At 62.1% G+C, this 14,654-nt stretch carries 18 protein-coding genes; 6 read left to right on the top strand and 12 right to left on the bottom strand.

Annotated features, from left to right (window positions below):
* Positions 1–85: 85 nt before the first annotated feature.
* From MESS2_RS24285 to MESS2_RS24280, 3 genes are all read left to right on the top strand, one after another.
* Positions 86–859, top strand: coding sequence for a glucose 1-dehydrogenase (locus MESS2_RS24285; protein ID WP_008877177.1), 774 nt, complete (start codon positions 86–88; stop codon positions 857–859).
* A gap of 121 nt (positions 860–980) precedes the next feature.
* Positions 981–1,322, top strand: a complete 342-nt coding sequence (locus tag MESS2_RS34185) for an FGGY family carbohydrate kinase (RefSeq protein ID WP_008877176.1) — start codon at positions 981–983, stop codon at positions 1,320–1,322.
* Complete coding sequence (locus MESS2_RS24280) at positions 1,213–1,590, top strand: SDR family oxidoreductase (RefSeq protein ID WP_040593899.1); 378 nt, start codon at positions 1,213–1,215, stop codon at positions 1,588–1,590. The genes MESS2_RS34185 and MESS2_RS24280 overlap by 110 nt, the downstream gene beginning before the upstream one ends.
* 174 nt (positions 1,591–1,764) lie before the next feature.
* Here MESS2_RS24280 and MESS2_RS24275 read toward each other — a convergent pair whose 3' ends face one another.
* From MESS2_RS24275 to MESS2_RS24255, 5 genes are all read right to left on the bottom strand, one after another.
* Entirely contained in the window at positions 1,765–2,652 is an 888-nt protein-coding gene (locus tag MESS2_RS24275) for a hypothetical protein (protein ID WP_008877174.1), read from the bottom strand.
* A 391-nt stretch (positions 2,653–3,043) separates the two neighbouring features.
* Positions 3,044–3,880 (bottom strand): N-acyl homoserine lactonase family protein, encoded by an 837-nt coding sequence (locus MESS2_RS24270; protein ID WP_008877172.1) that lies wholly within the window; start codon positions 3,878–3,880, stop codon positions 3,044–3,046.
* A 10-nt stretch (positions 3,881–3,890) separates the two neighbouring features.
* A complete protein-coding gene (locus MESS2_RS24265; protein WP_008877171.1) occupies positions 3,891–4,886 on the bottom strand; it encodes an ABC transporter permease in 996 nt (331 codons plus the stop codon).
* Positions 4,883–6,412, bottom strand: coding sequence for a sugar ABC transporter ATP-binding protein (locus MESS2_RS24260; RefSeq protein ID WP_244440076.1), 1,530 nt, complete (start codon positions 6,410–6,412; stop codon positions 4,883–4,885). Before MESS2_RS24260 ends, MESS2_RS24265 begins: the two co-directional genes overlap by 4 nt.
* A 53-nt stretch (positions 6,413–6,465) precedes the next feature.
* A complete protein-coding gene (locus MESS2_RS24255; protein WP_008877169.1) occupies positions 6,466–7,407 on the bottom strand; it encodes a sugar ABC transporter substrate-binding protein in 942 nt (313 codons plus the stop codon).
* A 158-nt stretch (positions 7,408–7,565) separates the two neighbouring features.
* Between MESS2_RS24255 and MESS2_RS24250 the strand changes: the two genes are divergently transcribed.
* Entirely contained in the window at positions 7,566–8,579 is a 1,014-nt protein-coding gene (locus MESS2_RS24250) for a LacI family DNA-binding transcriptional regulator (RefSeq protein ID WP_008877168.1), read from the top strand.
* Positions 8,580–9,418: 839 nt separating this feature from the next.
* On the top strand, positions 9,419–9,853 hold the full coding sequence (locus tag MESS2_RS24245) for a hypothetical protein (protein ID WP_008877164.1): 435 nt from the start codon (positions 9,419–9,421) through the stop codon (positions 9,851–9,853).
* A 71-nt stretch (positions 9,854–9,924) separates the two neighbouring features.
* Here the strand turns inward: MESS2_RS24245 and MESS2_RS24240 are convergent, their stop codons facing one another.
* From MESS2_RS24240 to MESS2_RS24220, 5 genes are all read right to left on the bottom strand, one after another.
* Positions 9,925–10,161, bottom strand: a complete 237-nt coding sequence (locus MESS2_RS24240; protein WP_008877163.1) for a DUF378 domain-containing protein — start codon at positions 10,159–10,161, stop codon at positions 9,925–9,927.
* Between the two features lie 82 nt (positions 10,162–10,243).
* Positions 10,244–10,546: a DUF982 domain-containing protein gene (locus MESS2_RS24235; protein WP_008877162.1), complete on the bottom strand. Its 303-nt coding sequence runs from the start codon at positions 10,544–10,546 to the stop codon at positions 10,244–10,246.
* 173 nt (positions 10,547–10,719) lie between these two features.
* Positions 10,720–11,004: an acylphosphatase gene (locus MESS2_RS24230; RefSeq protein WP_008877161.1), complete on the bottom strand. Its 285-nt coding sequence runs from the start codon at positions 11,002–11,004 to the stop codon at positions 10,720–10,722.
* A gap of 20 nt (positions 11,005–11,024) precedes the next feature.
* Positions 11,025–12,215, bottom strand: coding sequence for an NADH-quinone oxidoreductase subunit D (locus tag MESS2_RS24225; RefSeq protein WP_008877160.1), 1,191 nt, complete (start codon positions 12,213–12,215; stop codon positions 11,025–11,027).
* Between the two features lie 75 nt (positions 12,216–12,290).
* Positions 12,291–12,698 (bottom strand): hypothetical protein, encoded by a 408-nt coding sequence (locus MESS2_RS24220; RefSeq protein ID WP_008877159.1) that lies wholly within the window; start codon positions 12,696–12,698, stop codon positions 12,291–12,293.
* A gap of 242 nt (positions 12,699–12,940) precedes the next feature.
* On the opposite strand from MESS2_RS24220, the gene MESS2_RS24215 reads away from it, so the two are divergent.
* On the top strand, positions 12,941–13,378 hold the full coding sequence (locus MESS2_RS24215) for a CBS domain-containing protein (protein WP_008877158.1): 438 nt from the start codon (positions 12,941–12,943) through the stop codon (positions 13,376–13,378).
* Between the two features lie 51 nt (positions 13,379–13,429).
* Here the strand turns inward: MESS2_RS24215 and MESS2_RS24210 are convergent, their stop codons facing one another.
* Together MESS2_RS24210 and MESS2_RS24205 are read right to left on the bottom strand one after the other, a co-directional pair.
* Complete coding sequence (locus tag MESS2_RS24210; protein WP_008877157.1) at positions 13,430–14,104, bottom strand: superoxide dismutase; 675 nt, start codon at positions 14,102–14,104, stop codon at positions 13,430–13,432.
* A gap of 162 nt (positions 14,105–14,266) precedes the next feature.
* Positions 14,267–14,626, bottom strand: coding sequence for a YybH family protein (locus tag MESS2_RS24205; protein WP_008877156.1), 360 nt, complete (start codon positions 14,624–14,626; stop codon positions 14,267–14,269).
* Between the last annotated feature and the right edge of the window lie 28 nt (positions 14,627–14,654).

Raw genomic sequence — 14,654 nt, 5'->3', positions numbered from 1 at the left:
GATCTGGCTGCCGACAAGTGCCGGCGCATGAGGTTCAACTGCAATCTTGACCGCCTGACGGTGGCCGCCATTTGGGAAAGACGCTTTGACCGACCTATCGGACCTGTTCGGCCTTGCCGGCAAAACCGCCTTCATTTCAGGATCGAGCCGGGGCATCGGCCTGGCGCTTGCCAAGGCCCTCGGCAAGGCGGGTGCCGCCGTCATCATCAACGGGCGCGATGAAGATCAGGTTCAAAAGGCCCTGGAATCGTTGAGCGCATCGGGAATCGAAGCGATCGGTTCCACTTTCGACGTCACCGTGGCCGAAGATGTCGAGCGCGAAATCGGCAGGCTCGCAGCGGAATTCAGGCCTATCGACATCCTCGTCAACAATGCCGGCATGCAGCACCGGGCGCCCTTCGCCGACTTCCCGGCCGATATGTTCGACAAATTGATGCGGACGAATCTCTACAGCGCGTTCCATCTCACCCAGCCGGTCGTCCGGTCGATGATAGGCCGCAAACAGGGTTCGATCATCAACATATGCTCGGTGCAGAGCGAACTCGGGCGTCCCTCGATCGTGCCATACACCGCATCGAAGGGCGCAATGAAAATGCTGACCAAGGGCCTTGCGGCGGAACTTGGTCCGCACGGCATTCGGGTCAATGGTTTGGCGCCCGGCTATTTCCGGACGGATCTGAACGAGGCGCTGGTGAAAGATGCCGAGTTCTCGCGCTGGCTGACTGGCCGGACGCCGCTGGCCAGGTGGGGCGAGGTCGACGAATTGGGCGGCGCGGCGATCTTCCTGGCTTCCAATGCATCGAGTTTCGTCACCGGCCAGATCATCTATGTCGATGGCGGAATGACCAGTACCGTGTGAGTTGAGGCGCGAGTCTTACCATGTGTCTGCCCGGTAGGAATCCGCATCGGCGAACTTGCTTGACGGCAGTCGCGGCGAGCGGCATGTCTACTTGTTGACTCAAAGAGACAAGTGACCTTCCATGGGCGATCGATACATCATTGGCCTGGATGTCGGAACGTCGGTGACGAAGGCCGCGCTGTTCGACCGGGCCGGTCGCAAACTGGCGGCGACATCGCTGCGCACGGCCGTTCTTTCGCCGCATGCCGGCTGGTACGAGATGGAGCCTGACGAGCTTTTCGACGCCGCTTGCGCGGCCTGCCGCGAGTTGATGGCAGCGGTCGGCATTGCCAGCAGGTGGTGCGGCCGGAATCTTGTGGAACGACGGCAGGGCACAGGAACTGGTCGACCGGTTGACCGCGGCGAATCCATCCCTGATGTCGCAACTCTTCGACAGTTCGGGGCAAACCGGTGCAGTCGATGAAGAAGTCGAGAAGGCGCTGGTCACGGCCGTGCCTTTCGGCCGTCGCGGTACGCCGGAGGAAGTTGCCAACGTCTATGCGTTCTTGGCCTCGGACGAAGCGAGCTACGTTACTGGCGCCGTCTGGCTGGCCGATGGAGGCGTCACGCCGGCCAAGGGCGCGGTCGGTGCGTTAGCAAAGGGCGAGGTCACCGCGCCGCCGCCTGTTATGCTTGGCCTGCATCATTCGCATGATGGCAACCGCAACAAAGACATCGTGAAAATCCAATAGCATGCCCGCTTCCGCACCCGCGTGCAGTCCTTGTCAGAAGCCTGACAGGTCCGCATTTCCGAGGCGCTCTATTCCGCACCCGGCGTTAGCGAGATGCTCCATCTTCGTCGACAGCCGCAGCATGCAAGCTCTGCCGGCCTGGCACCGGCGGAAAAAGGAAACAATCCCCGCCTCTTAAGTTACCACCGAAAGGCTCGCCGAGGTCGGCTGCAACACGCCTGGGAATGGCCCGATCCTGGCCGGGCGATGCCCGGACTGGAAGAGGTTGCTGTGGAGGTTGGCGATCCACTGCTTGCCTTCGGTCGTCAGCTCCAGATAGCGGATCGCGTCGCCGATATAGGGCTCGACCTGCAGCGTGAAGAAATCGGTGAAGATGGCGCCGAGATCGGCGGCGGTCTTGCAGCCGAGCTTTTCCACCATCCCGATCTCGGAGAACTCGGCAAACAGCGCCGGCAGCTTGCGGTGGTAGAAGGGATCAGCGAGCTGGCCGATCAGATCCGCGGCCCTGACCAGCGCCGGCTCGGTGTTGGTTAACTGGTAGGCCGGATCGTTCGGTACCGGAAAGCGCGTCATCTCGATCGCCTCGACAATGCGCTCCTCGTTGATGAACTTCGAGGAAGCAAAACGTTGGCGCGCATAGATCTTGGCGCGCTCGATATGATAGGGCGCAAGCACAGCGTCGGAGGCGCCGCGCGGTGGCGTATGGCGGTCGCCGGCCTCGTTAATGACGAAGCTGTCCTCGGTGTCGCCCTCGCACACGCCGTGCACCATGCCAATGTCGTGGACAAGCAGCGCGCAGGTATAATGCAGCCAGTCATCGGGGGTCAGGGATTCCGAAAGCAGCCGGCCGCGGATGATCTGCTGGCCAGCGAGCGTAACCATCAGCGTGTGCTCGATGTTGTGATAGAGGGCGTTCGAATTGCCGATGCGCTCCAGGACAAGGCGGGCCGCCCCGCCTATGTAGCTCGCATATTCCGGATTGCGATGCGAGAAATACTGGAGATAGAGTTCTGACAGATTGTCGCCAAGCCGGTCGGCCATGATGGAGATTGGATTGAGCATGACAATCGTTCCTGACCGCTTTGAAGCACGACAAGGCGCGTGCAGCGGCCATCCTAGCACGGTTCCGGCGTGGATTTTATCTTAGGACCAAGGTCCCAAGGCAGCGACGACTTCCGAATGTTGCTGCGGTCGCCATCGCAACTCACGAGGCCGTGGCAGCTGTCGGTTCCATGCCGCTGAGGGCGCTCTCGGAGACCGGCTTCGTCTGAAACCTCCAGCGTGGTCAACTGCAATGTCTGTTTCCAGGCGGAGGCAAAGTCGCCCCATGGCCGCTATGCGTGCAAAGCTGTCGTTGACAAACTATAGGCATGAGGTCGCCATCGGGTCCATTCTCGTCGGCTCGGGCCTGTCCGCTCGTCAAACCGCGCATGACTGAATCTACGTCCTAGACTTATCCGGCCCTGACGATACGAAATCCTTCGAGCTCGGCCACGATGGGCAGACCCTTCCATCGCTCGATGTCGTGCAGGATGATCAGTTGCCCAAGATCGCCGCCGATCTCGGTGTTGATGCGGTCGATGGTCTTGAGCTGTTCCCAGACGCTGCCGACGGCATTGTTCAGCGGCGCGTAGACGCCGTCGTGCTTGTGTCCGGTGAGCTGCCGGCTCGAATAGACGCAGTCGCCGGAGATGACCAGCCTGCCGCGCGCGGACTGGACGATGACGAATTGCTGTCCGATCGTGTGGCCGCTTCCCAGGCGGACATGGATGCCCGGCAGCACATCGTCCTTGTCGCCGTCGATCAGCGAGACGCGGTGTTCGACCGATGCATCGAGGGCGGCGCGCAGCGTATCGGGATCGATGATGGCGGTCAGATAGCCGAAGCGGGGAGGCAATGCGATCGCCTCATACCAGGAGAGCAATTCGCTTTTCTGGATGTGCAGATTGGCGTTCGGAAACTCGGCGATCGATCCCATGTGATCGAAATGCGCATGGGTGACAAAAATGTCGGTGATTGCGCCGGGTCCAATGCCAAGCTCAGCCAGCATGCGAACCGGCGAGACCCAGTAGGGAATGCCGAATCTCAGCGAGAAGGCGTCGCTCGATTCCTGAATGAAGCCGGTGTCGACCAGCACGTTGCGGTCGCCGCGCCGCAGCAGGACGAAGGAGAAAGGCAGATCGACCTTGCCATCGTCATACATGCCGGCGACGAGATCCACCCAGGGCTGCTGCTTGGATCGGGCGAACTCGATGACGTAGACCTCCCAGGGCTTGTTATCGCTTGTCATCGTTTCCTCCTCAGCGTTCCGCCAGCGAGCGGCCGAGACTGGCCATGCCCACGGCAATGATCAGAATGGCGCCCTGCAGCACATATTGCGAGAAAGTCGGGGCGCCGAAAATGTTGAGGCCGTTGAAGCCGAAGGCGATGATGAGGGCGCCGACCAGCGTGCCCAGCACATGGAATTCGCCGTCGCGCAGCGTTGCCGAGCCAAGGAAGACGGCGGCGAAGGCGGTGAGCAGATAGGAGTCGGCCGCACTCGCCGTGCCGCTGCCGAGCCGCGAGGCAAGCAGTATCCCGGTGAGTGCCGCGCACATTCCCGAAATGACGAAGCCGAGGATCTTGATGCGGTCGACATTCACCCCGGCAAGGCGGGCCGCCACGGCGTTGCCGCCGACCGCCTGGATCTCCTGGCCGAGTGGCGTCCGCTCGACCAGCAGCCAAAGCCCGCCGAGAACGAGGATCATGACGATGATGTTGTTGGGGATGCCGAACAGCCAGCGGCCAAGCGAGAGCTGGAGGAACGCCTCCGGCACGCCGGCGACAATGGGAACGCCGGCGGAATAGGCGAAGGCGAGACCAGTCAGGATCGTGCCGACGCCGAGCGTCGCGATGACGGAATTGACCTTGACCTTGGTGACGATGAAGCCGTTGACGAGGCCGATCACCGCGCCCAATGCGATGACGATGACCACCGCAAGCGGGATCGGCAGCTTGTCGTGGACCACAAGCCCGGTGATCAGAATGCCGTGCAGGCTGGCGGCGAAGCCGATGGACAGGTCGAGTTCGCCGACGACCACGGCGAGCGTCAGCCCGCCGGCAATGATCATGGCCAGCGAGGCCTGGTTCAGCACATTGGTGAAATTGTTGACGGTGGGAAAGGCGTGCGGCGACAGGATCGAAAAGGTGACGATCATCGCCAGAAGTCCGATGATTGTCCCGTAGCGGGCAAAGATGCCGAGCACCGCCTTGGTTCCGGGCGACAGACGCCGGGCGCTAATCGCAACATCGCTCATGCCACATGATCCTCCATCAATGCTTGCGGGTCGACGTAACTTGCCTCGACGATCGCCTTTCGCGACACTGCCTGGCCGGTCAGTTCGCGAACGATGCGGCCTTCCGCCATCACCAGCACGCGGTCGCATAGATCGGGCAGTTCATCCGGTTCCGACGAGATCACCAGAACCGCCATTCCGGAGTCTGCCTGCTGGCGGATCAGCCGGTGGATCTCTGCGCGCGCGCCGATATCGACGCCTCGCGTCGGTTCGTCGAGGATCAGCACCTTCGGCGTGCGCTGGAGCCAGCGGCCGATCGCGACCTTCTGCTGATTGCCGCCGCTGAGGCGGCCAACGGGCGTGCTGGCGTTGCGCGCCTTTATCGACAACGACCGGATCATCTCGCCGGCCATTAAGGTGCGGGCGCGGCGGTTCATCAGCGGCAGGTATCGGCCGTGCACAAGCTTGTCGAGATTGGCGATGCTGAGATTGAAGGCGATGCTCTTGGACAGGAACAGCGCTTCGGCCCGGCGCTCCTCGGGGATCAATCCAAGTCCGGCCCGGACAGCGGCCGCGGGGGAGGCGGGCTGATAGGGCTGGCCCGCCAGCCTCATCTCGCCGCTGTCAGGCCGGTCCGCCCCAAAAAGCAGCCGGGCGAGTTCGGTCCGCCCGGCGCCGACAAGGCCGCCAATGCCCAGCACTTCGCCGGCGTGGAGTTTGAGGCTGACACCGCGAACCTTCGGCGCCCGCGTCAGCTTGCTCGCTTCCATCACGACATCGCCGCGCGGCCTTGTTGCGGCTGTCCGTTGCGAGTCGCGAATGGCGCCGCCGACAATCGCCTCGACCAGCGCGGGCCGGTTGAGTCCTTTCCCGGCGAGTTCGGCCACGGAGCGGCCGTCGCGAAACACCGACACGCGCGAGCAAAGATTGAGGACCTCATCCAGCCGGTGCGAAATATAGAGCACCGCCACTCCTGACGCGGAGAGATCGCGCACGATCGCAAAGAGCCGTTCCGCCTCGCTCGCGGCAAGCGATGCCGTCGGCTCGTCCATGACGATCAGCCGCGCCTTGCGCACCAGGGCGCGGCAAATGTTGATCAGCCATATCTCGGCCGTCGAGAGGCCCTTCACGCTGGCATTGAGCGGTGCCGATATGCCGACGCGCCTGGCGATGGGTGCTACGTCGCGCGCGATCGCCCGCCAGTCGGTCAGGCCGAAGCGCGATTTCTTCGGTACGCCCAGCATGATGTTCTGCAGCACGGTCATGCCCGGCACAAATGCCAGCTCCTGGTGAATGAAGCTCATGCCGAGTTCGGTCGCACGCTGCGGCGTGGCGATCTCTCGAGTTTGGCCGTCGATTTCGATACGGCCGGCATCGGGATGGTTCAGTCCGGCGAGGATGCGAATGAAGGTCGACTTGCCGGCGCCATTGGCGCCGACAAGTCCATGGATTTCACCTGGTGCAATGTCGAGCGACACACCCTTCAGCGCCTGTGCGCCGCCAAAGGCCTTGGCGATATCGTGTGCGACCAGGAACGGAGTTGTCATCGGCGCCGCCTGCTGCGGCGCACCCCTTGTGAACGCCGTCTGCAAACCAAGTCCTACTTTATGGCTTCCGGATGGTCCTTGAGAAAGGCGTCGACGGTTTCCTTGGTCACCAGCACGGCCGGGACTTCGGCAGCCTTGGCTTGCCATGCGCTGCCTGCGTCCTTGATGTCCTTCAGCATCTTGACCATGTTGTAGCCCTCGGTGAAGCTGTCCTGCCAGGCCGTCGCGGTCATGAAGCCGTTCTTGATGTTCTCCAGCGCCTGGGCATTGCCGTTGATGCCGTAGACGAGGACGTCGTCGCGGCCTTGCGCGCGCAGCGAACCGATGGCGCCGATCGCCGGGTCGTCCCAGCATCCCCAGATCGCCAGATTTTCCTGGCCGGCCGGATGCGAGGCCAGCCAGGCATTGGCGTATTGGGCGCCGTCCTCGAAATAGCCGGGAATGCGCACTTCGTTCTTGGTGACGGTGATACCGGGATTTTTGGCGACGATCTCGTCCATGACGACTTCACGGTTCCGGCAGACTTCGCCGGTCCGGTAGGTGAGGGCGAGTATCGAACCCTTTCCCTCCATTTTCTTGACCATCAGATCCACGACCGGGATCGCCATCGGGCCGCCCGAGCCGTTGGTGGCGGCAACCGTCGAGCCAAGCCCGCCGCCCCAGGTCACGACAGGTATTCCAGCGTCGCCGGCGGCAGCCAGGCCGGCGCCGATCGACGAATAGGGGAACACCATGTCGATGATCGCATGCGCCTTGAGCTGCGCGAAATTCTGGATCGCCGAGTTGGCCTGATCGGCGCTGCCGGCTGCATCGACGACATTGGTCTGCCAGCCAAGCTCGTCGGCGGCTTTCGTGGCGCCCTGGATGTAGCGGACATTGTTCGCTTCGGTGGCGCTGATCGACACGATGCCGAGAAGCGGCTTGTCCTGCGCGGCAGCACCAGAAGTCGCCAGCGAGAGCGCTGCAAGCGCGATGATGTAGGCAATTTTCTTCATGATTTTCCTCCCTTCGCCTATCTGCCGTCAGAGCCTCATTGACAGCAAACCGTTTCGCTAACGTCCCGCAAAATGCGACCCAATGCAAGCATGAATCCGCTGGACACGGCCATAAATCTAAACCAGACTTTGGCGAAACGATTAGCTATCAGGGCAAAATGGCCACTATCAAAGACGTTGCCAGAAAGGCAGGCGTGTCGACCGCGACAGTCTCGGCCGTCATGAACGATTCTGCCTTTGTCAGCCCCGAGTTGAGGGCCCGCGTCGTCACCGCCATTCGCGAACTGCGCTATGAACCGTCGCAGGCCGCCCGCAATCTGCGCCGCAACCGCAGCCAGTTGATCGCCCTGGCGGTGGCCGATCTTTCGAACCCGTTCTACGCACGCATCGTCTGGTCGGCGGAGGCGGCCGTCGCGGCATGGGGCTATTCGCTGGTTCTCTTCAACAGCGATGAAAAGCCCGACACCGAACGGCGCATCCTGTCGCGGATTCGCACCCTTGGCTGCGACGGCATGGTTCTGGTTCCCGTGGGCGCGGCAAATCAATATCAGCCACATGAGTTCGAGGGCATCGCGACCGTGCTTCTCGGCCGCTCGATCGAAGGCAACAGCGCCGATACGGTGACCATAGACAACCAGGCGGCCGGCCGGCAGGCGGTCGATTATCTGCTCGATCTCGGGCATCGCCGTATCGGCTCGGTCACCGGTCCGATGCAATTGTCGACCAGCAAGGGCAGGCTCGACGGCATGATCGACGCGATGGCGGCGCGTGGGCTTGCGCCGCAGCCCGGCCATGTCAGGTCCGGCGAATTTCGCGAAGAAGCCGCCTATTCGGTTGCCCGCGACATGATGGGCTCGCCCGATCGCCCGACCGCGATCTATGTCGCCAACGGTGTCATGGCGATCGGCGTGATGCGCGCCATCGCCGATCTTGGCCTGCGCTGTCCGCAGGACGTCTCGATCGCCTCGACGGATACGGTCGCCGGCGCCGGCGGCCTGAAACCGCGGCTGACGAGAACGGAGCACCCCATTGCCGACATGACCAACGAAGCGCTGCGCCTGCTCGTGGACCGCATCGAGGAGAGGGGGTCCGAGCCCGTGCGCAACATCGTTTTTCAGCCGGCGCTGATCGTCGGCGAAAGCTGCATGCCGTTGCGCGTGGAGGCCGGCTGAGCGGCAGGCTCACTCGGCTTCGGTGGTCAATGTGCGGATATCCGTCAGCACGAGGTCGGGATCGAGGAAATCCATGCTGTAGATGTTGCGGACCAGCCCTGCCTCGTCGATCAGGAAGACGCGAAGGATATGCCCGACCGAGGCCTGTTGTCAGTTGGCATAGAGGCGCGCGGGGCCGAATGCACATCATGTGCGGCCGGCCGAGTTCCCGCTTGGTGAAAGTCGATTGCAAAGCGCGGCGACCGGCGGCAGCACCGGGACGACGGCGACCGCCCAGACCATGCTGTTGTCGAGATACCCGCGTAACTGGTTGAGAAGTTGCCGGGGCCGGTGCCTTGGGGAGAATGATCACGACGGCCAGCAAGGACTACAGGCCGTGCTTGGGCGGCGCGTCGTTTTCATCCGGATTGGGGACGGGGTCCTCGTCCGGGAGCCGCTCCGGGTCTGGTTCACGCATCGGTTTCGGCTCGGGAAGCGGCGGTGGCGTGGGCACAGGCGTGGGCGTTGGTTCGGGAGTTGGAAGAATGGCCATGGGATGATTTCCTTCCGCTCGGCGCTCTCTGCCTTGGCGTGTCATCGACATCGGCAGAACGCGAATTTTCGGATTCGCCACACCAGGTGTTCGCTCTGCGGCTGATGCAGGCAGAACGACCGCGCCTGCCTATGGTTCCGATGTGAGCCTCTGACGATCCTGCACGGATTGGGCGCGCTCGTGGCAGGTCGGCAAATTCAGCAAAGTGTGATCGAAAAGTCCGCGCATGCGGGCCTTGCCGACGTCACGCAGCGCCATAATTTCATTGAGGGCCCGGGCAAATTCACCTGCTGAATAGGAGGCGGCCGTGAAGCACCAGACACTTGACCAACTGCATGCCGTTGCCGACGTTCACGCTGAAGCAACATATCTCGTAGAAACCAGGAGCCAACGTCTCGAACGCTGGGCGAAGCTTCTGGAGCAGAATCCCGATCGGCGCCTCGAAGCGCTCCCGGGTACCGAATACAAACCCGCGGAAATTCGCGAAATGATGCGCTACGAAGGCTCGCCGATCACTGTGGCCTTCGAGGATCCGATTTTTCGCGCGCAAGGCTTGAAGGATGACACCTACGGTGAAGCCAGGCGCTTCTTCGAACTAACCGACTGGCAGTTGCACGACATCGTCTGCCATTGCCATGTCGGCGCCACGATAAGAGCGCGATGGGCTGCCTCTCGCGTGCGTGCGGCGATGTCCGAGAGGCATGGCTTCTTCGCCTGGTTGCGGGGAACGTTCGCGTATTGACGCTGCTGCGTAAGGTCGGCTTGTTCGGATGATGGAGGCGGCGAAATGATTCCACCGCCTCGCATCAATAGTCATTGATGGCGGATATGCCGTTCGGCGGCGATCTCGCCATCGGTGAAGCTCGATACCATCGGCATGAGCTGCCAAAGTGCTGACAGGCCCACGATCACATAGGCGATGCGGGCTGCGGCGACGCTTGCACCTCCGAAAACTCCAGCAACGATGTCGTAACCGGAGAGTCCGACGGAAAGCCAGTTCAGCCCGCCTAGGATGATCAGGATCAGGGTGATGATGTTCATGGCGCGCATTTGAGCCTCCATTTGGAGTTGCAACGCTGCCCGAACGTCGCTTGCCTGTCAGGGTTCCGCGACCTCTCCAACTTGTGAACGCTCAGACCGGTATGCCGCCGCGGCCGGTGTTTGGCGCCGTCATCCACGGCAGAACGCCCGAAACGTCTTCGAGGATATTGACCGACCGTGCAAAGCCGGCGAAGGCGTCGCGCGCAACCGAGACAGGCACAAGGCCGTCATGGGCGCGATGGCAGGCTCGCTTTGCCGTATCGTAGATGGGTCCGCGGCGGTTCCTGGGCCATTCGTCGAGAAAATCGAGAGCGTCCGCAACGCAAGCGATCTCCAGCGCGATAAATTGCCCATCCTTCACGAAAACAGGGTTGTCGAAGGTCTTGTCGTTCATCATTTCCTCCAATCTTTTGAGCGAGGTCTCGACCAGGGAAAGCGGCCAACGCCGATAGCAGCGGGGCCTTCGGAAAAATATGTGAGGACCGGTTTTCGCCGTCAAGAAGCTGGGCGCCGATCCTCGCGACGGGAAGGCGTGGTGGAGGTCCGCCAGCGCGCCGAGGGCGAAATCTAGCCGATGACCCTGAAGCCGTCAGGCTCCTGGCCGGGATCGATGTCCTGGGATGTCACACTGGAGACCGACGCCCCGTTCGGCCCTGTCCAGAACCGGTCCATCATCGTCGAAACCGCGCCCTCGGTCCCGACGATCAGGGCTGTTACGGATCCGTCGTCCTCGTTGCGAACCCATCCGGCAAGGCCCAACCGTTCGGCCTCGATGCGTGTCCATACGCGAAAGGAGACGCCTTGCACCCTGCCGCCGATCCTGACGCGGATGGCCTTGCGCTCTTCGCCCATGGTCGCCTCCGTAGTGTCGGTCAGCGGTCGATCTCGCCGAACACGATATCAAGCGATCCGATGATCGCCGCGACATCGGCGATCATATGCCCGCGCGACAGAAAATCCATCGCCTGCAGATGGGCAAAGGACGGCGCACGTATCTTGCATCGATAGGGAGTATTGCTTCCGTTCGAAACCAGATAGACGCCGAATTCTCCCTTCGGCGCCTCCACCGCGGCGTAGACCTCTCCGGCGGGCACACGAACACCCTCCGTATAGAGTTTGAAATGGTGGATGGTCGCCTCCATCGAACGTTTCATCGTCGCGCGCGGCGGTGGCGTGATCTTCTGGTTCGGGATCGCAACCGGTCCGCTGCCTTCCGGCGAGCGCAATTTCTCCAGACATTGCTTCATGATGCGGACCGACTGGCGCATTTCCTCCATGCGGACGAGGTAGCGGTCGTAGCAGTCGCCGTTCTTGCCGATGGGAATGTCGAAATCCATCTCGGGGTAGCATTCATAGGGCTGCGCCTTGCGCAAATCCCACGGTGCACCCGATCCGCGCACCATCGGGCCGGAGAATCCCCAGGCCCAGGCGTCGTCGAGAGCGATGACGCCGACATCGACATTGCGCTGCTTGAAAATGCGGTTGCCGGTGAGCAGGCCCTCAAGGTTGTCGCAGACCTTGAGGAACGGGTCGCAGAAATCCCAGATATCGTCGAGAAGCTTGGGGGGCAGGTCCTGATGCACGCCGCCGACCCTGAAATAATTGGCATGCATGCGAGCGCCGGAGGCACGCTCGTAGAAGACCATCAGTTTTTCGCGCTCGGCGAAGCCCCACAGCGGCGGGGTCAGCGCGCCGATATCCATGGCCTGCGTCGTGACGTTGAGCAGATGCGACAGAAGCCGGCCGATCTCGCAGAACAGGACACGGATAAGCTGCCCTCGCCGGGGAACCGATATTTCGAGCAGCTTCTCGGCGGCAAGGCAGAACGCATGCTCCTGGTTCATCGGCGCGACATAATCGAGCCGGTCGAAATAGGGCAGGGCCTGCAGATAGTTCTTGTACTCGATGAGTTTCTCCGTGCCGCGGTGGAGCAGGCCGATATGGGGATCGGCGCGGTCGACGATCTCGCCGTCCAGTTCGAGCACCAGCCGCAGAACGCCGTGAGCAGAAGGGTGCTGCGGTCCGAAGTTGAGGGTGAAGTTGCGAACTGCGGCCTCGGTCATGGCGGTCCTCCGCGATGCTGCATGTTTTCACGGCCGAAGCCGAAGGATCCTGTCCGCCGCTCCCGGGACTGCCTGTCAGGTAGTTGTCTGAATGATCAGCGTCAGGGTGCCGTCGCCATCGACGTTGGCAGCGACAACCTGCGAGGAGTTGAGCCCGTTGGCCGCCAGCGCCGATGTTGCCTGCGGCGATGCGTCGATAGAGCTTTGCAGGACATGCAGATCCTCGGCGCTGGTCTGGGTAATCACCGCCTCTGCTTGCGTCTTGAGATCCGGAGGCAGATCCTCAAGGGCGATGATCGCCACACCGGTAAAATTCTGATCGGAAAAACCTTGGTCAGGTGATGTTTGATCAGGCAGGGTCTGATCAGGCAGGATTCCTTGCGCAGGGGGGTCGATTTGCGGGAGCGGGTCGATGGTTTGCGCGTGGATCGGCTGAGCCAGGGCCAGTCCCGAAAGGGCGGCGATCGTCGTCAACATGCGCATGATCTTTCCTTCCGTTTTGCTCGAGGAGGGCCATCTTGGTGACCACACAACCACCATGCCGGACTATGGTTCCTTTCCGTCGCGGAAAAGGCCATCAGTGAAGGCTCTGCCATAACGGACATAGGGTTCATGACGGCCGCTCGACCTGTCATCGGGTGGTCGAAAGATGGAACGTTTCCGACAGGCGTTCATTCCTCCTTGATCACAGGACCGGCGGGGCGCTGAAACTCAAGGAGAAGATCATGAGAATTAGCGATTGCATGACGCAAAACGTTCGGGTCGCCAATCCGGACCAGACCTTGCGGGATGCCGCACGCACCATGGCCAGCCTCGACGCCGGTGTTCTGCCGGTCGGTGAGAATGACCGGCTGGTCGGAATGATCACGGACCGCGACATTGCCATCCGCGGCATCGCGAAGGGCAAAGGTCCCGATGCCAAGATCAGGGACGTGATGAGCGCGGAGGTGAAATTCTGCTTCGACGACCAGGAGGTCGGCGAGGTGCTTCAGAATATGGGCAATCTCAAACTGCGGCGAATGCCGGTGATCAGCCGCGACCGGCGGTTGGTCGGCATCGTCTCGATCGGCGATCTCGCGACCAATGGCGAGGCAGCTTCGGCCGGCGAAGCGCTGGGCGACATTTCGCAGCCGGGCGGCGATCACTCGCAGACGGCGCACTGACGGATCACATTCCTTCGCAGGGTGAGGACCGGCGGCCTGACCCTGCCGTTTCTAGGCGGAGAACTGCTCGCTAGCGAATTGCCAGTTCACCCGGTCGCTCAGCGTCGCGCGGACATGGTCGGAGCGCCGGTTCTCGTAGTCGAGATAGTAGGCATGCTCCCAGACATCGATGCCGACGACGGGTGTTTTGCGCTCGCCGATCGGATTGCCTGCATCCTGGAGACTGAGTATCGCCAGCTTTTCGCCGTCCCTGACCAGCCAGACCCACCCGGTGCCGAAGACCTTTTCGGACTCGGCGACCATCTTGTCCTTCAGGCCGTCGAGGCCACCGAAATCCCGTTCGATTGCCTGCAGCAATGCCCCTTGCGGACCGGCGGGGCCGGCTTTGAACTGCTGCCAGTAGAAATTATGGTTCCACGCCTGTCCGGCATTGTTGAAGATCGCCTGATCGCCGTCGTTCTTGGCTTTCCTGATCACCTCTTCCAGTGAAAGCGCGGCGTAGGGCGTGTTGTCGACAAGCTGATTCAGTTTCTCAAAATAACCTTTGTGGTGCTTGCCGTAGTGAAGCCTGACTGTGCGGGCCGAAATGGTCGGCGCCAGCGCATCTTCATCATAAGGCAGGCGTGGCTGCTCGAAGGGCGCGGCGGCGAAAGCGCGGCCGGACATCACTGTCGCGGTCGCCGCGGCACCGGTCAAAATGAGCATAGCTCTGCGATCGAGAAGCATGGATCGGTCCTTTCATGTGCTGGAGGTGTGCGATAGGTGTGCGATTGGGGTTTGGCTACCGGTCAGGCGCTTGCCACGCCAACGGATGGGGCGGGCGATGGTTCCCGCTATGCCGCGAGCGATCGTCAGAGGAGGCAGTTTGCGGCAGGAGCGGCCCCGACGCTACGCGACGGAGAAGCGGTCGATAACCCATAGCCATGTGCCGTCGGATTGGCGGCGGGCGACCTCGGCGGTGATGGTGCCGTCGGGCAGATGGGTTGACGTGAGCGCCAGGTCTCCGTTGATGACAGCCGGTGCCTGATCTCCGGCAGCAAATTTCCGGCCCGTTGCGGTGATGTCGGCAAAGAGTGCCCGGATCGCTTCGCGGCCAAGCGTCAATTGGCCTCCACCGCTATCGACGACGGCATGCTGTTCGAACAGGGCCGCCATTCCGTCGATGTCTCCTGCCCATTGCCGGGAAATCAGCAGGCGCTCCAGATCCTGGGGATCACGCGCCGGCTCGCGGCTCGGCTCGTCGGTCATGGCACGCGTCCTTTCTCGGCAATCCGGC

The organism is Mesorhizobium metallidurans STM 2683 (genome assembly GCF_000350085.1).
In the GTDB taxonomy this organism is placed as follows: domain Bacteria; phylum Pseudomonadota; class Alphaproteobacteria; order Rhizobiales; family Rhizobiaceae; genus Mesorhizobium; species Mesorhizobium metallidurans.
This window is presented reverse-complemented; position numbering and strand designations above follow the sequence as displayed.